Below are 21,263 nucleotides of genomic sequence, written 5' to 3' on the forward strand. Positions count from 1 at the left end.
CGGGGTGGAGCAGCCCGGTAGCTCGTCAGGCTCATAACCTGAAGGCCGCAGGTTCAAATCCTGCCCCCGCAACCAAAATTATCCAAAAGCCAAAAATACATCATGCCAATGGTGGCCGCATCCAAAACATCTCGCTGACCCAAAGCTCGCCGTTGTATCGCAGTCCGTGCCATAGTACCCAAGCCATGAAAGCGAGGGAAACATGCAGGACATGCAAAGCGGATCCGTCATGCCTACAGGCGGCCATGGGCCCAAAAATCCGCTGGAAGTGCTGCGAAGGATCTATGGTTATCCGGCCTTTCGTGGGCAGCAGGCACACGTGATCGATCAGGTGGTTGGTGGAGGCGACGCCGTCGTGCTGTTTCCGACCGGTGCGGGCAAATCGCTGTGTTTCCAGGTACCCGCCCTTTGTCGGGACGGCGTCGGTATTGTCGTTTCGCCACTGATCGCCCTGATGCGCGACCAAGTGGAGGCATTGAGGCAGGTCGGCATACGGGCTGCCGCCGTCAACTCGTCCTTGTCGCGCGAAGAATTCGGTGAGGTTCGCCGCGATCTGGCCAGCGGCACGCTCGATCTTCTTTATGTCACGCCGGAACGGATCGTCACTCAAGGGTTTCGCGACCTGATCGGTAATGCCAAAGTTTCTCTGTTCGCCATCGACGAGGCCCACTGCGTCTCCCAATGGGGCCATGATTTTCGTCCCGAATATCGTGAACTCGGTACGCTTGCCACGCTATATCCCGGCGTGCCCCGCATGGCGCTGACGGCGACCGCCGATCCGCATACGCGCGACGACATCATCGAACGCTTGGGCCTCGGCGATGCACGCGTCTTCACCTCATCCTTCGATCGGCCGAATATTTCCTATGAGATCGTCGAGAGAAACCAGCCGCGTCAGCAGCTTTTGCAGTTCCTGTCACGCCACAAGGGTTCGAGCGGCATCGTTTATTGCCTGTCTCGCGCCAAGGTGGAAGAGACGGCCGATTGGTTGAATGATCAGGGTATCTACGCACTGCCCTATCATGCCGGCCTCGAGCGCGATATCCGCGATAGGCATCAGGATGCGTTTCTCAAAGAGGAAGAGCTCTGCCTCGTCGCCACCGTCGCCTTCGGCATGGGCATCGACAAGCCGAATGTGCGTTATGTCGCGCATCTCGATCTTCCGGGCTCGGTCGAGGCCTATTACCAGGAAACCGGTCGCGCCGGCCGTGATGACCTGCCCTCGGAAGTCTGGATGGCCTATGGCATGGCCGATGTCATCCAGCGCGGGCGGATGATCGATAGCGGCAATTCTGCCGATGAGGTCAAGCGTGTCGAACGCGCCAAGCTGAACGCGCTTCTCGGCATTTGCGAAACCGCAGGCTGCCGCCGGCAGGCGATCCTTGCGCATTTCGGCGAGCCGCATGCGGGTGGTTGCGGCAATTGCGATACCTGCCTGAAACCGGTGGACACCTGGGACGGGACGGAAGCGGCGATCAAGGCGTTGGCAGCCATTTACCGGACCGGCGAGCGTTTTGGCACAGGCCATCTCATTGATGTCCTCATCGGCAATGACAATGAAAAGACCCAGCGTTTCGGCCACACCGAAATGCCGGTTTTCGGCGCGGGCAAGGACTTTCCCTTGAGGACCTGGCAATCAGTCTATCGCCAGCTTCTCGCCGCAGGCCTGATAAGGGTCGACCACGATGCCTTCGGTGCGCTGAAGCTGGAACCGGAGGCGCGGGCCGTGTTCCGGCACGAGCGGGAAGTCCGTTTCCGCAAGGATCGCCCGACCGGCCGCAAGGCGGACAGAAATCTTTCAACAAGCGCGAAAGGCGCTCGCGCCGACCTGGACGAGGCGGATGCCATCCTGTTCGAGGCCTTGCGCAGGAAGCGGACGGAGATTGCCAAGGAGTTGTCCATCCCGCCCTATGTCGTATTTGCCGACACCACCCTTGTCGGCTTTGCCTCGCGCAAGCCCATGAGCCTGGAGGCAATGCTTGAGGTCTCTGGTGTCGGGCAGACGAAACTGGAACGTTATGGCGAAGCGTTTCTGGATATCATCCAGGCCCACCAATGATACCCGCAATCGTTTTTCCGAAAGCCATTGCGGCAATTGTCGGGCGAAAGTTTAGCACCCCCTTGAAAAGGGGAGTTGACCTGACGGGGCTTGCCGGGAATTATCCTGCCGCTTTTACCCGATCCACGCCTGTTTATTTTCATAGCCGGCAGTTTATGGAGCATGTTCAAGCTCCTCTTTCATTCGGCTTTACGGTTCAATCCACCCACAAAATGGAGAGTAAAGATGAGCCTACGCATCAACGATATCGCCCCCGATTTTCAGGCCGACACGTCCAAAGGCCCGATCTCCTTCCATGAATGGATCGGCGACAATTACGCGGTCCTGTTTTCGCACCCCAAGAATTTCACCCCCGTCTGCACCACGGAACTCGGCACGATGGCCGGCCTTGCCGGCGAATTTGCCAAGCGCGGCGTCAAGATCATCGGCATCTCGGTCGATCCGGTCGAAAGCCACGAGAAGTGGAAGGGCGACATTCGCACCGCCACCGGTTTCGATGTCGATTACCCGCTGATCGGCGACAAGGATCTGAAGGTCGCCAAGCTTTACGACATGCTTCCCGCGGGTGCCGGCGACAGTTCGGAAGGCCGCACGCCTGCCGACAACGCAACCGTCCGCTCGGTCTTCGTCATCGGTCCGGACAAGAAGATCAAGCTGGTGCTGACTTACCCGATGACAACGGGCCGCAACTTCGATGAAATATTGCGTGCGATCGACAGTATCCAGCTGACTGCCAAACACCAGGTCGCCACGCCGGCGAACTGGAAACAGGGCGAGGATGTCATCATCACCGCTGCTGTATCCAATGAAGATGCCATCCAGCGTTTCGGCTCCTTCGATACCGTCCTGCCCTATCTGCGCAAGACCAAGCAGCCGACAGCCTGATCGGCCGAGTTACGAAAAGGAAGGGGAGCTGTGGCTCCCCTTTCTTGCTTCAATCGATCGTCTTGATGCTGGTATCGGCGGCACCGCGGGTCCAATAGCCGGCTGCCTTCAGCCACGGAAGCGGGTGGTTGCGGCTTGTCGTGAGATAGGTCTTGATTGCGCGGGCGACGGATGCTTCCGCTGCCACCCAGACGAATGTATCGGCCGTCAGCTCTATTGTATCGAGTGCGGTTATGATCGGCAGGGGATCGGTGACCGATGAAGCCGGGCGATGCACCCAGCGTGTCGTGAGATCTGCGGCACCCGAAAACTGCTGCTCCTCGCTCTCATCCGTCACCGCGCCGATAGCCGTGATCACGTCACCTGCCTTGGCCTCTTCGATCAGGCGGCCGATTGCCGGCAGAGCGGTCTCGTCGCCGACCAACACCCATTTCCTGACGCCGGTAATGACGGCAGAGCCGCGCGGCCCGGCAATTGTCACGGTCGATCCGGGTTTTGCCTCCATCGCCCATCTGGTTGCCGGTCCTGCCTCATGTACGGCGAAATCCAGTACCAGCCTGCCGGTTTCATTGTCATGGGAGCGCGGCGTGTAATCCCGCATTTCCATCTCGCCATTGGCGCCCGGCACCACCACTTTCACATGGTCATCGGCACCGAGACTGGTGAAATCAGACAGGGATTCTCCGCTGAGGGTGATGCGCAGCATATGCGGCGTGATGCGATCGACCGTATCGACTTTAAGCTCACGCCGCTTGAGTTCGTGGCGAACGCGCTCGATAACGGGATAGATCGGGGAAGGGGTCGTCGCTGAGGTGTCCATCAATTGTCCTGTTGTCGGGAGGAGAACTGAAGGCCTGCCGGACATGACCGCGCAGACCGTTGGTCCTCCAATCGATCCTGCGCGTTGATTGACGTGAACGCTTACGTGCCGAGCCTGAGATCGACAATATCAATGTGACCTATCGTGGCCGCGCTGGACAGGCAAGTGGGCTCAGGAAAGAAACTTTCATACAATTATCAAGTTATCTCGTGCAAGCGTCAGCCAAGCTCCAGCGTCGTCACCCCGAACACACCGGCGGTGTCGAACGCAGGCGGCGTTCCGCGATACATCCGGGTTGTCCGGAAGCCACGCACGAACCCTTCTCCATCGAGAAGGCTGGAAAATTCGATCTGGGTGGCGGGCACGTCGATATGCAGAACATTGCCTTTCGCCTCCATCGCGCAGGCAAACAGCAAATCCCTCGCCACGCCGAAATCCACAGCAAGGATCGGCCCGATCTTGTAACCCTCATGGCATTGGCGCGTGACGGCATAACCGGCGATGATGCCGTTGCGAACGAACACCTTCGTCTGTCTCGGAACCTTCAGCCACGTCTTTAGGAATTCCGGGCGGCTTTCCGCAAAATACCGCCGGTCGAATTCGATCAGTACGGGGAGATGAGCTTCTTCGAACGGGCTGATTTGCGGATGAGGCTGGCCTTCGAGTGTCCCGCTCCAGCGAAAGGTCTCGTAATCGGGCACGAACCCCATGGATCGATAATTGGCCTGCTGCTCGGGCACGCCATCCAGCCCGATCGTGCGGCTTGTCAGATGCGCCATGCCTGCATCCCACACCAGCCGTCCGTAACCGCGCCCGCGAAAATCCGGATGGGCGATATAAAGACCGATAAAACCGAATGTCGAACCATAACGAACCGCGGAAATGCCCGCAGTCATCTCGCCATCGACGAAACAGCCGATAAAGCCTTGCGCATCGGCGGCCTGAAATGGTGCCGCATCGGCAAGCCCGGGGTTCCATGCCTCGGCCTTCGCCCAGTCGATCAGTGTCTCGATCTCCTTGAGATCGAGCGGACGGATCACGACCTCACTCATAAGCCCGTCAGCCGGGTCGGTTCGAAAACTTCCAGCATGCCGCGATAGGGTTTTGAAATCGGTGTCGCATAGGCACCGCGCTTGGCGGTCGACAGGCCCAATGTCACAAGTGATTCCGCCTGTTTCACTGCGGCGGCAACGCCATCCACCACCGGCACGCCGAATTCGGCCCTCAATTCGGCCGTAAGGTCCGCCATGCCGGCGCAACCGAGCACGATCGCTTCCGCCCGATCTTCCTTCAAAGCAAGCGCAATTTCGCTGCGCAACCGGTCGCGGGCGTTGGAGTTCGGATCTTCCAGCGAAAGCACGGGAATGTCGGCGGCGCGCACCTTGCAACGCGACGACATGCCGTAGCGATGCACGAGATGTTCGAGCGGCAGCCGTGAGCGTTCCATCGTCGTCACCACGGTGAACTTCTGGGCTATGAAGGCGGTGGCCGAGACCGCCGCCTCGCAAATGCCGATCACCGGTACATCGGCAAGCGCGCGTGCCGCATCAAGCCCGGTATCGTCGAAACAGGCGATGACGACGGCATCTATGCCTTCCCTTTCGCCGATGGCGATCTCCTTGAGCAGGCCGGGAATGGCGAAAACCTCGTCATAATAACCTTCGATCGAAACCGGTCCCATCGATGAGGTCACGGCGACGATTTCCGTCTCGCGCCCCGCAACGCGGCGGCCGCTATCGGCGATCGTTGCGGTCATGCTTTTGGTCGTGTTCGGATTGACGATGAGAATGCGCATGGGCTGCATGTCAGCTCCGCTGTCTGCGGCGGTTGAGATGGACGATCAGGCCGAGCGTGCCGGCAATCACCAGGAAGGAAAAGACCGTGGTGACCGTGCCGAGCGCATAAAGCACCGGCGTCGTCACATTGGTCGTCATGCCGTAGATTTCCAGCGGCAACGTGTTGAACGAGCCTGATGTCATCAATGTGCGGGCAAATTCGTCATAGGAAAGCGTGAAGCCGAACAGGCCGACGCCGATCAGGCTCGGCGCGATCATCGGCAATACGACATTCGAGAATGTCTGCCAGGAGGATGCTCCAAGGTCCCGCGCCGCTTCCTCGTAAGCTGGCGAGAAGCGGTTGAACACCGCGAACATGATCAGCACGCCGAAAGGCAGCGTCCAGGTCAGATGCGCGCCGAAGGCCGATGAATACCAGGCCGGTTGCAGGCCGAGCTGGCTGAACAGCACACCGATGCCGAGCGACACGATGATAGAGGGCACGACGAGGCTTGCGACCGCCAGATAGAACAGCGCGGTTGCGCCGATGAATTTTCGGCGGAAGGCAAGCCCGGCCAGAAGCGATACGACGACGGTAACTAGCATCACCATGATGCCGAGCATTGCCGAACGGCGGAACGAGCCGCCGAAATCGCCCACCGCCTGGGTCTCGAACAGGTTGGCGAACCAGCGCAGCGACACCCCGTTGAGCGGGAAGGTCAGGCCGCCATTCGGCCCTTGGAAGGACAGGATCAGGATCGCCGACAGCGGGCCGTAGAGAAACAGCACGAAGACGGCAAAGAAGATGGCGAGAAGGTAGAATTCCCGGGAGCGTTTTTCGCGGTACATCTTTAAAGCTCCTTCCGGATATCGACGATCCGCAGGATGCCGGCGACCATCATCAGCACGAGTACCAGCAGCACCACGGCATTGGCGGCGGCGGCGGGGTATTGCAGCAGCGACATCTGGTTTTTCATCATCAGCGCCACGGACGCGCTCTGCCCGCCGGACATCACCTGCACGGTGGAAAAATCGGCCATGACCAGCGTCACGACAAAGATCGTGCCGATCGCCATGCCGGGCTTGGCCAGCGGTATGATGACGTTCGAGAGAATCTGCCAGGAGGAGGCGCCGGCATCGCGCGCCGCTTCGACCAGCGATTTGTCGATACGCATCAGCGTGTTGAAGATCGGCGTAACCATGAACAGCGTGTAGAGATGCACCATGGCGAGCACGACCGCGAAATCGGAATAGAGCAGCCATTCCACGGGCTCCGAAATTACCCCGGACCCCACCAGCGCCGAGTTGATCAGCCCGTTTCGCCCGAGAACCGGGATCCACGAGATCATCCGGATGATGTTCGATGTCAGGAACGGCACGGTGCAGATCAGGAACAGCACCATCTGCATCGATGTCGTGCGGATGTGAAAGGCGAGGAAATAGGCGACCCAGAAACCGATGAACAGGGTGATCGCCCAGACCAGAACGGCATATTTAAGCGTATTGAGATAGGTCTTCCAGGTAACCCATGAACCGAGCGTTTCGGCATAGTTCATCGTCAGGAAGTCGGGATACATCTGGGCGAAGTCGTAGTCCCAGAAGCTGACGACTGCGATCATCAGGATCGGCAACAGGAGAAAGAAGCCGAGGATCAACGTCAGCGGGATTGCTTGCAGATAGGAGACGACGGCAAGCGACAGCCGAAAGCCCTGTCTGCGAACCCGCCCGGCATTTTCGGTATCCGTCGATGTGATCGTCGCCATTGCATATTCTCCCTCGGGAACTGCCAGTTTTGTCGGAGCAAGTGCCCCTCATCCGTCTGCCGGCACCTTCTCCCCGCAAGCGGGGAGAAGAAGGCAAGCCGTGATGTCTCCCATTCTTCGCCAGCGTCGAGCGAGGCACGTCCCCTCTCCCCGTTTACGGGGAGAGGGCTAGGGTGAGGGGCAGATTTTTGGCGCTGCCACAGACTTTTAAGCCGCGATGAACTCGTTCCAGCGACGAACCATGTAGCGGTCTTCGTCCATGACGGAGTTCCAGCAGGCGACATGGCCCATGCGTTCCTCGAAAGAGCCGCCGTCGCGCACGGCGCCGGCCTTTTCCATGACCTTGCCGTCCGGCGCGACGATATCGCCGGCCGCGGCCTTGCCTTCGATCCAGTAGCCCCATTCGTCGGCCGACATGTGTTCCTTGGCGGTTTCCATGCAGGCGGAATAATAGCCCTGGCGGTTAAGATAGGCGCCGACCCAGCCGGATGTGTACCAGTTGATATATTCATAGGCTGCATCGAGCTGTGCGCCGGTCAGGTGCGCAGCAAGGCCGAGACCGCCACCCCACGAGCGATAGCCTTCCTTGAGCGGCTGGTATTTGCAGGCGATACCCTTGGAACGCACGGCGGCAACGGCCGGCGACCACATGGATTGGATGATCACTTCGCCCGAAGCCATAAGGTTGACCGACTCGTCGAATGACTTCCAGAAGGCGCGGAACTGGCCGTCCTGCTTGGCCTTGATCAGGAAGTCGATCGTCTTGTCGATCTCTTCCTTGGTCATGTTACCCTTGTCGGCGTATTTGACGTTGCCGAGCGCTTCCATGATCATCGCAGCATCCATGATGCCGATCGACGGGATGTTGAGGATCGAAGTTTTGCCCTTGAACTTTGGGTCCATGATATCGGCCCAGGTGGTGATATCGCGACCGACCAGATCCGGACGAATGCCGAGCGTATCGGCATTGTAGATCGTCGGCATCATGGTGAAATACTGGGTTTCTTCCTTGGCAAAGGTCTTGTCGCCCGGCTTTTCGACGAAACCGACCGTGTGCGGCGCGGTACCCTGTGCGATCACGCTGTCCGGCTTCAGCTTGCCGTTCTTGAACAGCGGGACGACCTTGTCGTAATATTTCAGCTTCTTCGTATCCATCGGCTGGATCACGCCGGCCGCATAAACTTTCTTCAGGATCCAATATTCGATATCGGCGATGTCGTAGGATTTCGGCTGGGTGACGGCACGCTGGGCGGCGGCATCCGAATCCGTTGCCGTCATTTCGAGCGTGATGCCGAGATCGGCCTTGCACTTCTCGGCGATCGCATTGAGGTTTGACACGCCGGTGCCGAACTGGCGAAGCGTGATCGGGTTCTGCGCCCAGATGGTCGGGAAGCCGGTGATCGCGCCTGAACCGGCGGCAAGACCGGCCGCGGCCGATGCCGTTTTCAAAAGCGAACGGCGGGATATGCCCTTGGCCGTTTTCGTCGTCTCGGTCATGTCAGTTCTCCTCTTGAGGTTTTATTGTTGTGTTTTCAGTGCTTCAGCCGCCCCAGCACGAGCGCGTCCTCGCGCCCCCAGGAAAGCGGAATGGCGTCGCCAACCTTCACGGGATTGGCGAAATAGTCCTTGTCGCTGAGGATCGCGGTAAAATCCTCGACCCCTGAGCCATTGACGGTGAGCTTCACCGACGAGCCGCGATATTCGACGTTTGAAACCGAACCGGTGAAACCGAGACCCTTTTCGATTGCCGGCGCAACGCGCACATGGTCGGTGCGAACCGCGATATCGGCCGTGTCGGCAAGCCCGGCAGCACCGGCGCCGATCGCCAGAAAATCACCGCCGGCCGGCACCGAGATCATCAGCTCGTCGCCTTCGCTTTTCGTCACCCGGCCGGAAATTACGTTATGGTCGCCCATGAACTTTGCGACGAAGGCGGTGGCCGGCCGCTCGAACACGGTGCGCGGATGGGCGGCCTGCTCGATGCGCCCATCATTCATGATGACGATGATATCGGCCAGCGCCATCGCCTCTTCCTGGCTGTGGGTCACATGCACGAAAGTGATGCCGAGCGAGGTCTGCAGCTTTTTCAGTTCAGCCCGCATGCGGATTTTCAAAAACGGGTCGAGCGCCGAAAGCGGCTCGTCGAGCAGCAGCGCTTCCGGATCGGTGATCAGAGCGCGGGCTAGTGCCACGCGCTGCTGCTGGCCGCCGGAAAGCTGCGCCGGTCGGCGTGTGGCATAGGCTTCGAGCTGCATCAGCCGCAGCATGTCCATCGCCTTGGCGCGGCGTTCGTCCTTTTCGACGCCCTTCATCTTCAAGGAGAAGGCAACATTGTCGACGAGGTCGAGATGCGGAAACAGCGCATAGGACTGGAACATCATCGCCGTGCCGCGCTTGGCCGGCGGCAGGTCGGTGACGACCGCGTTGCCGAGACGGATATCGCCCGTCGAGATGCTCTCGTGCCCGGCGATCATCCGAAGCGTCGAGGTCTTGCCGCAGCCGGAAGGACCGAGCAGGCAGCAATAAGTGCCGGCCGGGATCTTCAGGCTGATCTCATGGACGGCCGTAGTGGCACCATAGATCTTGGAGACGGATACGATGTCTATTTCAGCGGCTTTGCTCATAGGCATTCTCCTGCGATTATCTTGGTGATGCAGGAGCCGTGCCAGTTCAATTCTCCGTTGAAGATCAACGATATTTTGGCTCGGGCCAGTTTGTAGCATTTGCGGTTGCGCAAAATTGCGCCGATCGTTTTCGATCGACTGTCCAAATTGTATGCAATCTGATTGCGGGATTGAGAAACATCCTACTAGGCAGAACGGCCCATGACGCGCTAGAACAGGGCATGCCGGACGAAAACCCATGACCTTGCTCGAAAAGACCTCTGTTTCTCCCTACCCTTTGACCGAAGACCGCTCGATGGCGATCCGCGAGTCGCTGCGCAACGCCATTATAGACCGACGGCTTGCACCGGGGACGAAACTGTCCGAGGCGGAAGTCGGCGCACTTTTCGATGTCAGCCGCACGGTGGCGCGCGCAGCCCTGCAGATGCTGACCTTCGAAGGCCTGGTGAAGACAGAGCGTAACCGCGGCGCCTTCGTCTCCAATCCCACCCCGGAAGAGGCGCGGCAGATCTTCGCATCCCGCAGGCTGATCGAGCCGGGTATCGTTGCAGCCGCCGCCGAACGCATCACGCCGAAGGACATTGCCCGTTTTCGCGAGCAGCTGGTCGAGGAAGAGCGCTATATGAACGAGCGCGGCCCGGCAGCACGACGGGCGGAAATCAAGGCATCCGGCGATTTTCACCTCATGCTGGCCTCCGTTGCCGGCAATGCCATCCTGCAGCGCTTCATGGACGAGCTTGTTGCGCGCTCCTCGCTGGTCATCGCGCTTTACGGCCGCTCCGGCGTATCGAGCTGCGGCCATAGCGAACATTTCGCCATTCTTGACCTGATTGAACGCGGTGACGCCAGACGCGCCGCCGACCTGATGCTGCACCATATCGATCACATCGAAGCTGATCTCGACCTGCAGCCCAAGCAGGGCGTGGCCCTGAAAGATGCCTTGGCGACCGGCTAGGCTTTTTCGTCGGTGACTGTCATCCCACTGTAAATCTCGCTCTCTAAGACATCTCACGTGGGCTGCACGGCTGTGCAGAAAATGGGCATGATGTTGCATGAAAGACGATAAAAGAATGCGCTTTGTCAGCGCGGAGCAGGTAGCACAGCTCGCGGGGGTGTCCCGTTCCGCCGTATCGCGAACCTTTACCGAAGGTGCCAGTGTCGCACCAGCTACCCGCGAAAAGGTGCTGAAAGCCGCCGAGGAACTCGGTTATCACGTCAACGATCTTGCCCGCGGCGTACTCGCCAACCAGAGCCGACTGGTTGGCGTGGTGGCGACCAAGCCGGAAATCGGTTTTCGTGCTCATCTGACGGCGGCGCTGACCAAGGCGCTCATTCGCCGCGGCTCCATTCCCGTCCTCATCAATACCGGCGAGACCGAGGAGGAATTGCTGGCAGCCCAGAAAATGCTGATCGGCCATCGTGCCGAGGCAACCGTCATCCTTTCCGGTTCGCCACCCGCCAGCTTTTTCGAGCTCGCCCAGCGCAACGGCCAGCCGCTGGTCGTCATCGGCCGCTCCGAGCCCGATGCCGACCGCGTTCTCGCCGGCAATGCAGAGGCTTCGCGGGAAGCGGCGGAAGTCTTCATCGCTGCCGGCCGTCGCCGGCTGGCGGTCATCGGCTCCCGCTCCGCCACGCCGAGCATTGCCGAGCGCGAAAACGCATTTGTCGCCGCAGCCCACGCTGCCGGGTTTGACGTGCGGATCGCCCATGGCCGCGATTCCGATTATGACGGCGGCCTTGTTGCGGCTCGCACCCTGTTTGCCGAGGGCGAGCGGCCCGACGCGATCTTTTGCGCCAACGATCTTCTGGCCTTCGGTGCGATGGACGTGATCCGCCAGGATTTCGGCCTTTCGATACCGGATGACGTCGCGCTGATCGGCTTCGATGATGTGCCGGAAGCGGCCTGGCTGAGCTACAGCCTGACCACATTCCGGCAGGACCCTGCCGCGATCGCTCAGCGCGCCGTGATGCTGCTCGACAGACGCCAGCAGAACCCGGACGAGCCGCGCGCCTGCGAACGAGTCATCCCGCAACTGGTATTGCGCAAGAGCTTTTCTAAAGCCTGAGCATCAGGCGACCGCGTTTCTCCTTTTGCCTTCGAGCAGGTCGATTATCGAGTTCGCCGCGTCGAGAACATTGGTGCCGGGGCCGAACACGGCCGCGACGCCGTTTTCCAGCAGGTACTCGTAATCCTGCCGCGGAATGACCCCGCCGACCACCACGATGATGTTCTCGGCGCCCTTCTGCTTCAGGGCCTCAACCAATTGCGGCGCAAGCGTCCGGTGACCGGCGGCAAGAGACGACATGCCGACGACCTGAACCTTTTCCTTCACCGCCAGATCGGCCGCTTCTTCCGGCGTCTGGAACAGCGGGCCGGCCAGCACTTCGAAGCCGATATCGCCGAAGGCCGAAGCAATCACCTTGGCACCGCGGTCGTGCCCATCCTGGCCGAGCTTGGCGACGAGGATCTTCGGCTTGCCGGTCGATTTCCCGTAATCGGATAGCCGGCTCACGATCGTCTTGTATTCCGGATCGTCGCTATAGGCCGGGCCGTAGATGTCGGCGACCACTTCTGGAACGGCGGCGTGGTCACCGAAGGATTTTCGCATGGCATCGGATATTTCGCCGACCGTGGCGCGCGCGCGCGCTGCTTCGACCGCGGCTTCCAGCAGATTGCCGGTGCCGGATTTGGCCACTTCGGAAAGGGCGGCCAATGTCTCTTCGATGCGTTTCGGATCGCGCTGGCGGCGCACCTTTTCCAGCCGATCGATCTGCGACTTGCGCACGGCCGAATTGTCGATCGCCAGAATGTCGATATCGTCTTCGTTCTCCAGCCGGAACTTGTTGACGCCGACGATGATCTCTTGCCCGCGGTCGACCTTCGCCTGGCGCAGCGTCGCTGCTTCCTCGATCAGGCGTTTGGGCAGGCCATCGGCAACCGCCTTGGTCATGCCGCCGAGTTTCTCGACCTCCTCGATCAGCTCCCAGGCTTTTTCCGCCAGCTCGTTGGTCAGGCTTTCGACGTAATAGGACCCGGCCAGCGGATCGACGACCTTGGTCACGCCCGTTTCATGCTGCAGGATCAGCTGAGTGTTGCGGGCAATGCGGGCGGAAAAATCGGTTGGCAGCGCCATCGCCTCGTCCAGCGCATTGGTATGCAGCGATTGCGTACCGCCGAGAACCGCCGACAGCGCCTCATAGGCCGTGCGGATGACGTTGTTGTAGGGATCCTGTTCCTGCAGCGAGACGCCGGATGTCTGACAATGGGTTCGAAGCATCAGCGAGGATGCCTTTTTTGGCTCGAACTCTTCCATGATCCGCGACCAGAGCAGGCGCGCGGCCCTGAGCTTTGCCGCTTCCATGAAGAAATTCATGCCGATGGCGAAGAAGAAGGACAGGCGTCCGGCGAAATCATCAACATTCAGCCCCTTGGCGAGTGCCGCCCGCACATATTCGCGACCATCGGCCAGCGTGAAGGCCAGTTCCTGTACAAGCGTCGCACCGGCCTCCTGCATGTGATAGCCGGAGATCGAGATGGAATTGAAGCGCGGCATTTCCTTGGCGGTATATTCGATGATGTCGGCAACGATCCGCATCGAGGGTTCGGGCGGGTAGATATAGGTGTTGCGGACCATGAACTCCTTGAGGATGTCGTTCTGGATGGTCCCGGAAAGCTCGGCTTTCGAACAGCCCTGTTCTTCGCCGGCGACGATGAAAGAGGCCAGGATCGGGATGACCGCGCCGTTCATTGTCATCGACACCGACATGTCTTTCAGCGGAATGCCGTCGAACAGGATTTTCATGTCCTCGACACTGTCGATCGCCACGCCCGCCTTGCCGACATCGCCCTCGACGCGCGGATGATCCGAATCGTAACCGCGATGGGTGGCAAGGTCGAAGGCGACGGAAAGCCCCTTCTGACCGGCGGCGAGATTGCGACGGTAGAATGCGTTGGAGGCTTCGGCGGTGGAAAAGCCGGCATATTGGCGAATCGTCCAGGGTCTTCCGGCATACATGGTGGCGCGCGGTCCGCGCACGAAGGGTTTGATACCCGGCATCGTATCAAGGTGATCGATGCCTTGAAGATCCTCCGCCGTGTAAAGCGGCTTGATGTCGATCCCTTCCGCCGTATGCCAGGTCAGCGTCTCGGGCGATGCCTTCAGTTCCTTTTCGGCAAGCGTTTCCCAATCGTCTCTATTGGCCTGCTGATGTGGCTTCGAGCTGTTATCCGACACCGGTTTCCTCCTGAACATGCGGTTTCGTTCACGCGCGTTTTAGAAACGCCGTGGTGATCAATATAGAACTTGGACGGGGCGCTGAAAGCTGCCTCTTAGTTTAAGTTTATAGGTGACACCTCTCAGCGTCCCGTTCGGCAGTTTTTATCCGCGACTCCGGTCCCTCTGCCGTGGCCTTGCCGGATGATCCTTTACCGCCCGGTTTCCCGCTTTCACGGGCGGACTTTAAAAGCCCGGCGAAACCATCCTTCAGGCCACCATGTGTGCCGCACAGGCACATCCGACGCGCCGTTCGGGCAACAGAAGCGGAAAGGTCGGTCCGAAACCTCACCGCCTCCCCCGTGTCGTCGGAGGGAGACCATTTTCCGCGGACCCCGGTGGTGGAGATTTACGTCCTCCCTCCATCACCAGAACCGATCCCGCCTCGCCGGCACGACTGCCGGTGTATCCGTGACGGAACGGAGGGATTGTAGGCATGGGATGAGAGGGCGGGGACGATTGAGGAAATGATTTTAGAGGTTTTTTTCTTAGAGCGCCGACTCCGCAGAGGATTCTGCTTCAACTTTTGCAGGCACCAGGGTCTCCACCGCCTTTGCACCATCCCCGCTCAGGCCATAGACGCCTTTGTCGATCTTCTCAAACCAACCGTAATAATTGTCGCGCAGCATCGCGCCAGCCTTGGGCGTGATAGCTTTGAGATCGCGCGGCCGGAGTGGGCCGTCTACAAGTGCGCAGGCGCACGCCAGCGCCTGCTGGCGATAGGCGGTCATGATCGGGATTTTCGTCGAGCCGCCAAGCGCCGGGTCGCCCTGTCGTTTGCGGTGTTCCCTGATCAGCTTGGTGCGCCGTTTCGGATTGGTGCGTGGCATCGGCGAGACGGAGCTGACGAGGATGCTGACCTCTCCCTTGTCCGACACGCCGAGCATGCCGATGCCGAGCCGGCGGCAGAGATCGCGGTAACGTTTGTCGGCCTCCCGGCCGCGGCCCTTTGCCGAGACACGGGCGGCGATCCACACTTCGTCGGCCGAACTCGCGCGGTCGACCGCCTGCAGGATCAGTTCGAGATTGAAGCTGAATTTCAGCTCGCAGACGACCATTACGGTCGGGTCGCCTTCGCTTAAGCCCATGACATCGCAGCCGCCGATCTCTCCCTTGACCGAATAGCCGCAAGTTTCGAGGAACCGTTTGACGGGGAGATAGAGCGAGGTTTCCATGCCAGCCTGATATCGGTGATCAGTGACCGATAGCTGATTTGCATCTACAAACCCACCCTTTGTGCCGCTTCATCGGGACGAAGGTTCGTCCTCGGACTTGTCCTCCTCGTCTTCCTGAAACTTGCTTTCATAGGGAAGCGTGAGAATGGCAGAGGCCGCAGCCGCCCCGCCGAACAGGCAGGCAAAGGGCACCAGCACGAGGAAAAGCGGCAGGATCGGGTTTGTTGCCCGCATGATAAGCCCCCTCAGGCCGCCGATATCGAGCGCGATCAGGGCAATGCCGACGCTGATGCCGATGGAAATGCCGAGAAGCGCATTGAGCCCGAGAAACCGCAGCATCTCCCGATGATCGCGGCGTGCTTCTTCCGGCGTCAGCTTGGGCTTGCGGGAATTGTGAAGGATGGCATTTCGCGCTTTTTGACGGTTTGTCCACCGCTTGAGCCAGCGCGGTTTCAGCCAGTCGAAAGGCTCGGGCAGTTTTGCCATTTGGAGGATCGAGGCCATCGATTACTCCGCGGCTTCTGCGGGTGGAACGGCACCCGGCGCAGCGCCGCCGATGATTAGAGCCTTGGCGCTGATATATTCGTCGATCTCTTCCCAGCCCACCGCATCGCCGAAAGGCAGGATTTTCCATTGTTGGCGCTGTGTAGATGACGACGCCTCAAGACGAGGATACCACCAGAGCGGAGCCTCGATCCGGCGACCATCCGCCATGGTGAAGACAAGGGTATCGCGGTTCACTTCGACGCCGGAGACCTGCAGGTGCCGGTCATCAATCTCCAAAATGGCCATGCCAGGCCTCCTCGAACTCGTCTCTGTGGTCGGCAACGACTTTCAGGATAGCATTCACCTCATGCGGTGCGAAGCCTACATTCCGCGCGACCATGCATTCCCGCAGCCAGACCTTCAGCTGTTTGGCATCCTTGAGCACGTGAACATGCGGCGGCTCTCCAATTTCCTTGGAATAGAAGAGAAAGCGATGGCCTTTCCATAACAGCAATGTCGGCATTTATCGTCCCGACCCTGAAGGATGCTTGTAACCTTTCCCGCACTATCAACCGGAAGGTTAAAGCGTGCAATTGGGTCTTGATGCAGCCCTTCGTAGAACAAGCACCGCGTAACCGGCAAACCCGGCAAGCCAGAAACCCTGCGCGCCGTGAAGCAGGCCAGGCCCATGCTCGGGATAGAGCGCGTAAGCGACGCGCAGCGCAAGCGCGCTGGCAAGGCAGAGATAGGTTGCCGTGCCGAGGAATGAGCGTTGGAAGGATTGGCCGTTGCGCTTTCTGACCATCGACGTGGCGATGGCGACGGCAAGCGAGGCTAGCCCGGCGATCGCCAGAACATGCTGTGGCACGGCAAGCGGCATCGTGCTTCCCGGCCAAGCCTGGATCGCAAGAAGCAGAAAGCCGACGCGTTTTGCGGCCATGGCGAAGGTCATGAAGCGCACGCCGCCATATTGGAAGGCATGCCAAGGCGCAATTTGAGCGAGCCAGATTATGCCACTGATGCCGGCGAGTGCTGCGGCAAGCGCATAGGGTAGGTCGAAGGCCCAGAGGAGCAGTGTCAGCAGGCTGCTGATCCGCTGGGTCAGCGAAATCCATCTGGCCGGAAGTCGTCGCGATGGCCGGCCGTCGCGTGTGCGGCCGGAATCGATCACCATCGGAAAGATGCGATTGCCGACCTCGAAACAGATCGCAAGGATCAGGCAGAAGCCGAGCATGGTGGCGCCCGGCCAGAGATCGAAGGCTGCAATGATGCCGGTGCCTGCATGGGCGCCGGCAAGCGCCAGCAGCGGAAAGGCCGTGATTGCCCGTGCCCGGATCGCGGTGACGGAAAGGGCAATGACAGCCGCAAGGCCGATGAGCGACCGCAACTGCGCGCCGAGGGTAAGATCGTGGATACCGAGCAGGAATGCTATTGCCTGGGCGAAAAGAAACAGCCGAATGAGCGACGGCGCGAGGATCGGCCGGCCGACCCAGCGCGGCAGCGCCTTCAGCATGAAGCCGAACAGCTGCACTAGCATGAAGCCGAAGATCAGTTCGTTGGCGTGCCGGGAATAATCGCCCTGCCAGATCTCCGAGGGGAAGGCGATCGCCCGGATGGCGGTGAGTGCGGCCAAGAAAAAGGCGATGCGGAAATAGTCGAAAGGCGCTTGTGGCTGCGCGTTTCCCTCAGGCATTGCCGTCCCATTCGACGGCAAGTGGCGACTGTCCAAGATCAAGCTGGTCGATGGCGCGGGCGGCGATGTGAGTGACGATGTCGGCGATGGTTTCCGGGCGCCGGTAGAAGGCGGGGACGGGAGGCATGATGGTCGCTCCCATCTCGGTGACCGCGACCATGTTGCGAAGATGGCCGAGATGCAGCGGTGTTTCGCGGGCGAGCAGGATCAGCTTTCGCCGTTCCTTGAGGTGCACGTCGGCGGCGCGGGTGAGGAGATTGTCTGAAAGGCCGGTGGCGATTGCTGCAAGCGACCGCATGGAGCAGGGTGCGACGATCATGCCAGCCGTCTTGAACGAGCCGCTGGCGATCGTGGCTCCGATATCGTTAGCCGAGTAATTGTGTCTTGCGAGTTTGGCGAGATTGCCGAGCGCATCCGGGCCGAGTTCATGGGCGATCGTTCGTTTTCCTGCGTCGGAGACGACGAGATGCAGCTCCACATCTGGTAGGTTTGCAAGCAGCTCGCCGATCCGCATCGCGATAGCCGCTCCTGAGGCTCCGGCGACGCCGAGCACAACGCGCTTCACGCGGTTTCTCCGGCAGAACCGAGGCCGAGTTCGCTCCACATGGCTGAAACGCGGTCCCTGACCTCGGGTGTCATGGTGAGAACCCGACCCCATTCGCGGTCGGTCTCCGCGCCGATCTTGTCGGTTGCATCGAGGCCGAGCTTGCCGCCGAGGCCGTGTTTCGGCGAGGCGAAGTCGAGATAGTCGATCGGCGTATTGTCGAGCACCACCATGTCGCGCGAGGCGTCGAACCGGGTGGACAGCGCCCAGATGACGTCCGGCCAGCTGCGCACATTGACGTCGGGATCGACCGCGATGATCAGTTTGGTATAGCTGAACTGCGGCAGCATCGACCAGAGGCCAAGCATGATCCGCCGCGCCTGGCCGGGGTAACGCTTGTCGATCGACACGACGATGGCGCGGTAGGAACAGGCTTCCGGTGGTAGCCACAGATCGACGATTTCCGGGAACTGCTTTTTCACCAGCGGGATGAAAAGCTCGTTCATCGCCTCGCCCATAACCGACGGTTCGTCCGGCGGCCGGCCGGTATAGGTGGACAGATAGACGGGCTTCTTGCGCATGGTGATCGCGGTCACCTGCATGACCGGGAAACGATCGACGGCATTGTAATAGCCGGTATGGTCGCCGTAGGGCCCCTCATCGGCCATCTCGGATGCCGAGACCGTGCCTTCGATGATGATTTCCGCATTGGCTGGAACGTAAAGCGGCTGGGTTTTCGCCTTGACGACACGGCTGCGGCGACGGCGCAGCACACCGGCGAAGGAAAGTTCGCTCATCCCTTCAGGCAAGGGCATGACGGCGGAAAGAATGGTCTGCGGGTCGGCGCCGATGGCAATCGCAACCGGCATGTCCTGCCCCGCCTTCTGCCATTGCCGGTGATGACCGGCGCCGCCGCGATGCGCAAGCCAGCGCATGATCAGCCGGTCGCGGCCGAGCTTCTGCATCCGGTAGACGCCGAGATTGACATCGTTCTCATCCTCGAAGCCGCGGGTGACGACGAGCGGCCAGGTGACAAGCGGCGCGGGTTCGCCCGGCCAGCACCACTGGATCGGCAGCTTGTCGAGATCGATCTCGTCGCCGATCAGAAGCTGTTCCTGGCTACGCGCCCAGCTGGTCTGGCGGCGCACGCCGAGCGACAGGGCTGAGCGCAGCATCGGCAGCTTGCCGACCGCATCCTTCAGCGATGCGGGCGGTTTGGGTTCGCGCAGATCTCCCAGAAGTTTGGCCAGATCGCCGATCCTGCCTGGCTCCAGCCCGAAACCGAGTTCGATCCGCTCGCGGGTGCCGAACAGATTGGCGAGAAGCGGGATCTGAACCTCTTTGCCATCCGCATCGACCGGTCTTTCGAACCACAGGGCCGGGCCGCCGTCGGCAAGCACGCGGCGATGGATTTCGGTTACCTCGTGCACCAGGCTGACCGGCCGGGAAATACGCTTCAAAAGGCCGCGACTTTCGAGTTCCCGGGCAAAATGCTGCAGGTCGTCGTGGCGCCGAAGGGCTGGGGTCAAGGCGCGGGCAGAGGCGGTTTGCTGGGTCATGCCTTTCTGTGCCGAGAGATTTTGCAAACGTCCTTGTCATAGCTCAAGTGGTTTTGCGGACGAGGGATTTACCTTCCATGGAACCCTGAAACGAAAAATGTCGTCCGCCCATGCTGATACCGCCTATTCTTTCCGCGCCACTCCATATGATCCCGATCCCGCTGATCGAGCGGATCTGCAGGCTGATGTTCGGCCGCATCGCTAAGGCGCATCCGGGGCTTTTCGAGCGGCTGGACGAGCATCGGGAAAAGCGATTCGCCTTTTTGCCGACCGATCTTCCGCTGGCCTTCGTCGTCGTGCCGGGCAGGGAAGAAATATCGGTGCTGCGCCAGCCGGTGGAAATTGAGGCGGATGCAATAACGGAAGCGCCACTTTTCCTTCTTCTGGCGCTGATGGAAGGGCGCTGCGATGCCGACGCGCTGTTTTTCTCCCGCGATCTTTCGGTGACCGGCGACATGGAGGCGATGCTGGCCATGCGCAACGCGCTCGATGCCAGCAATATCGATCTTCAGAAGGATCTGGCAAAGCTTGCCGGTCCGCTCGCACCCCTTGCAAGGCGGGTGATCGGAGAGATTCGTGACCGTGCGCTGAAGGATCAAAACAGGCCCGCAGGAGAAGCCGCAGCATGGAACTGATCTGCCCCGCAGGCACGCCGGCAGCCTTTCACGAGGCCGTCGATGCCGGTGCCGATGCCGTCTATTGCGGTTTCCGTGATGAAACCAATGCCCGTAATTTTCCCGGCCTGAATTTCTCCCGCGAGGAGCTGCGGGAAGCGATCGCCTATGCGAAGCGCAAAGGCACGCAGACCTTCGTGGCGCTCAACACCTTCATGCGTGCGGGCGCAGAGGAGATCTGGTACAAGGGCGCGGCAGACGCCGTGGCGCTCGGCGCCGATGCGCTGATCCTGGCCGATTTCGGCCTGATGGCGCATGTGGCGGAAAAATACCCTGAGCAGCGTCTGCATGTCTCCGTCCAGGCCTCAGCCTCCAATCCCGACGCAATCAATTTCCTCGTTGATGCCTTCAACGCCCAGCGCGTCGTGCTGCCGCGCACCTTGACGATCGCCGACATCGCAAGGATCGGCAAGAATATCCGATGCGAGATGGAAGTTTTCGTTTTCGGCGGGCTCTGCGTCATGGCGGAAGGCCGCTGCTCGCTGTCTTCCTATGCGACGGGCAAATCGCCGAACATGAACGGCGTCTGTTCGCCGGCAAGCCATGTGCGCTACCGCAAGGATGGCGGCGAGCTGGTGTCCGAACTCGGCGACTTCACCATCAACCGCTTTCCGGCAGGCGAGGCGGCCGGTTATCCGACGCTTTGCAAGGGCCGGTTCGATATTGCCGACAGCAACGGTTACGCCTTCGAAGACCCGGTCTCGCTCGACGTGATGGGTGAACTGGAGGCGCTGAAGGCGGCCGGCGTGAAGGCCTTGAAGATCGAAGGCCGGCAACGCGGCAAGGCCTATGTGGCCGAAGTCGTGTCGACCATGAAGGCGGCGCTGAACAGTCCGCCGGATCGCCGGGCGCCGCTTCTCGCGCGTCTGCGGACCATGAGCGAAGGACAGAAAACGACGTCCGGCGCCTACGAGAAACGCTGGAGATAAGCG

21 protein-coding genes are annotated in these 21,263 nt (G+C 60.4%); 6 read left to right on the forward strand and 15 right to left on the reverse strand.

The window, feature by feature from the left end:
* The first annotated feature begins 202 nt into the window (after positions 1 to 202).
* Together recQ and JZX87_RS06185 are read left to right on the forward strand one after the other, a co-directional pair.
* Entirely contained in the window at positions 203 to 2,059 is a 1,857-nt protein-coding gene (gene recQ / locus JZX87_RS06180; RefSeq protein ID WP_206824610.1) for a DNA helicase RecQ, read from the forward strand.
* Positions 2,060 to 2,284: 225 nt separating this feature from the next.
* Complete coding sequence (locus tag JZX87_RS06185) at positions 2,285 to 2,944, forward strand: peroxiredoxin (RefSeq protein WP_206824612.1); 660 nt, start codon at positions 2,285 to 2,287, stop codon at positions 2,942 to 2,944.
* Between the two features lie 49 nt (positions 2,945 to 2,993).
* On the opposite strand, the gene JZX87_RS06190 is transcribed toward JZX87_RS06185, so the two are convergent.
* The 7 genes from JZX87_RS06190 to JZX87_RS06220 all read right to left on the reverse strand — a co-directional run bounded on the left by JZX87_RS06190 (position 2,994) and on the right by JZX87_RS06220 (position 9,926).
* A complete protein-coding gene (locus JZX87_RS06190; protein ID WP_206824614.1) occupies positions 2,994 to 3,764 on the reverse strand; it encodes a siderophore-interacting protein in 771 nt (256 codons plus the stop codon).
* 218 nt (positions 3,765 to 3,982) lie between these two features.
* Complete coding sequence (locus tag JZX87_RS06195) at positions 3,983 to 4,816, reverse strand: GNAT family N-acetyltransferase (RefSeq protein ID WP_206824616.1); 834 nt, start codon at positions 4,814 to 4,816, stop codon at positions 3,983 to 3,985.
* Positions 4,813 to 5,559 (reverse strand): aspartate/glutamate racemase family protein, encoded by a 747-nt coding sequence (locus JZX87_RS06200; RefSeq protein ID WP_206825101.1) that lies wholly within the window; start codon positions 5,557 to 5,559, stop codon positions 4,813 to 4,815. Before JZX87_RS06200 ends, JZX87_RS06195 begins: the two co-directional genes overlap by 4 nt.
* A 10-nt stretch (positions 5,560 to 5,569) precedes the next feature.
* Positions 5,570 to 6,388 (reverse strand): ABC transporter permease, encoded by an 819-nt coding sequence (locus JZX87_RS06205; RefSeq protein WP_206824617.1) that lies wholly within the window; start codon positions 6,386 to 6,388, stop codon positions 5,570 to 5,572.
* A 2-nt stretch (positions 6,389 to 6,390) separates the two neighbouring features.
* Positions 6,391 to 7,302, reverse strand: coding sequence for an ABC transporter permease (locus JZX87_RS06210; RefSeq protein WP_148148593.1), 912 nt, complete (start codon positions 7,300 to 7,302; stop codon positions 6,391 to 6,393).
* 207 nt (positions 7,303 to 7,509) lie between these two features.
* Positions 7,510 to 8,799 (reverse strand): ABC transporter substrate-binding protein, encoded by a 1,290-nt coding sequence (locus JZX87_RS06215; RefSeq protein WP_206824619.1) that lies wholly within the window; start codon positions 8,797 to 8,799, stop codon positions 7,510 to 7,512.
* A 35-nt stretch (positions 8,800 to 8,834) separates the two neighbouring features.
* Positions 8,835 to 9,926 carry an ABC transporter ATP-binding protein gene (locus tag JZX87_RS06220; RefSeq protein WP_206824621.1) on the reverse strand — a complete coding sequence of 364 codons (1,092 nt, stop codon included), beginning with the start codon at positions 9,924 to 9,926 and terminating at the stop codon, positions 8,835 to 8,837.
* A 238-nt stretch (positions 9,927 to 10,164) separates the two neighbouring features.
* On the opposite strand from JZX87_RS06220, the gene JZX87_RS06225 reads away from it, so the two are divergent.
* Positions 10,165 to 10,881, forward strand: coding sequence for a GntR family transcriptional regulator (locus JZX87_RS06225; RefSeq protein WP_206824623.1), 717 nt, complete (start codon positions 10,165 to 10,167; stop codon positions 10,879 to 10,881).
* 115 nt (positions 10,882 to 10,996) lie between these two features.
* Entirely contained in the window at positions 10,997 to 11,992 is a 996-nt protein-coding gene (locus JZX87_RS06230; protein WP_206824625.1) for a LacI family DNA-binding transcriptional regulator, read from the forward strand.
* Between the two features lie 3 nt (positions 11,993 to 11,995).
* Here JZX87_RS06230 and scpA read toward each other — a convergent pair whose 3' ends face one another.
* The 8 genes from scpA to JZX87_RS06270 form a co-directional block, all read right to left on the reverse strand.
* Entirely contained in the window at positions 11,996 to 14,161 is a 2,166-nt protein-coding gene (gene scpA, locus JZX87_RS06235) for a methylmalonyl-CoA mutase (RefSeq protein ID WP_353654166.1), read from the reverse strand.
* 527 nt (positions 14,162 to 14,688) lie between these two features.
* Positions 14,689 to 15,375, reverse strand: a complete 687-nt coding sequence (locus tag JZX87_RS06240) for a DUF2161 domain-containing phosphodiesterase (protein ID WP_206824634.1) — start codon at positions 15,373 to 15,375, stop codon at positions 14,689 to 14,691.
* Between the two features lie 69 nt (positions 15,376 to 15,444).
* Positions 15,445 to 15,879: a hypothetical protein gene (locus JZX87_RS06245; protein ID WP_286194208.1), complete on the reverse strand. Its 435-nt coding sequence runs from the start codon at positions 15,877 to 15,879 to the stop codon at positions 15,445 to 15,447.
* Between the two features lie 3 nt (positions 15,880 to 15,882).
* On the reverse strand, positions 15,883 to 16,167 hold the full coding sequence (locus JZX87_RS06250) for a DUF2442 domain-containing protein (protein ID WP_206824636.1): 285 nt from the start codon (positions 16,165 to 16,167) through the stop codon (positions 15,883 to 15,885).
* On the reverse strand, positions 16,148 to 16,384 hold the full coding sequence (locus JZX87_RS06255; protein WP_206824638.1) for a DUF4160 domain-containing protein: 237 nt from the start codon (positions 16,382 to 16,384) through the stop codon (positions 16,148 to 16,150). The genes JZX87_RS06250 and JZX87_RS06255 overlap by 20 nt, the downstream gene beginning before the upstream one ends.
* A 57-nt stretch (positions 16,385 to 16,441) precedes the next feature.
* On the reverse strand, positions 16,442 to 17,554 hold the full coding sequence (locus JZX87_RS06260; RefSeq protein ID WP_206824640.1) for an NnrS family protein: 1,113 nt from the start codon (positions 17,552 to 17,554) through the stop codon (positions 16,442 to 16,444).
* Positions 17,547 to 18,119, reverse strand: a complete 573-nt coding sequence (locus JZX87_RS06265) for a UbiX family flavin prenyltransferase (RefSeq protein ID WP_353654167.1) — start codon at positions 18,117 to 18,119, stop codon at positions 17,547 to 17,549. The genes JZX87_RS06260 and JZX87_RS06265 overlap by 8 nt, the downstream gene beginning before the upstream one ends.
* Positions 18,116 to 19,657, reverse strand: coding sequence for a UbiD family decarboxylase (locus JZX87_RS06270; RefSeq protein WP_206824644.1), 1,542 nt, complete (start codon positions 19,655 to 19,657; stop codon positions 18,116 to 18,118). Before JZX87_RS06270 ends, JZX87_RS06265 begins: the two co-directional genes overlap by 4 nt.
* A gap of 110 nt (positions 19,658 to 19,767) precedes the next feature.
* Between JZX87_RS06270 and ubiT the strand changes: the two genes are divergently transcribed.
* Complete coding sequence (gene ubiT / locus JZX87_RS06275) at positions 19,768 to 20,292, forward strand: ubiquinone anaerobic biosynthesis accessory factor UbiT (protein ID WP_206824650.1); 525 nt, start codon at positions 19,768 to 19,770, stop codon at positions 20,290 to 20,292.
* Positions 20,283 to 21,260: a ubiquinone anaerobic biosynthesis protein UbiU gene (gene ubiU / locus JZX87_RS06280; protein ID WP_206824651.1), complete on the forward strand. Its 978-nt coding sequence runs from the start codon at positions 20,283 to 20,285 to the stop codon at positions 21,258 to 21,260. Before ubiT ends, ubiU begins: the two co-directional genes overlap by 10 nt.
* Positions 21,261 to 21,263: the final 3 nt, after the last annotated feature.

This window comes from Agrobacterium sp. Ap1, assembly GCF_017313375.1.
Taxonomy (GTDB): Bacteria; Pseudomonadota; Alphaproteobacteria; order Rhizobiales; family Rhizobiaceae; genus Neorhizobium; species Neorhizobium cellulosilyticum.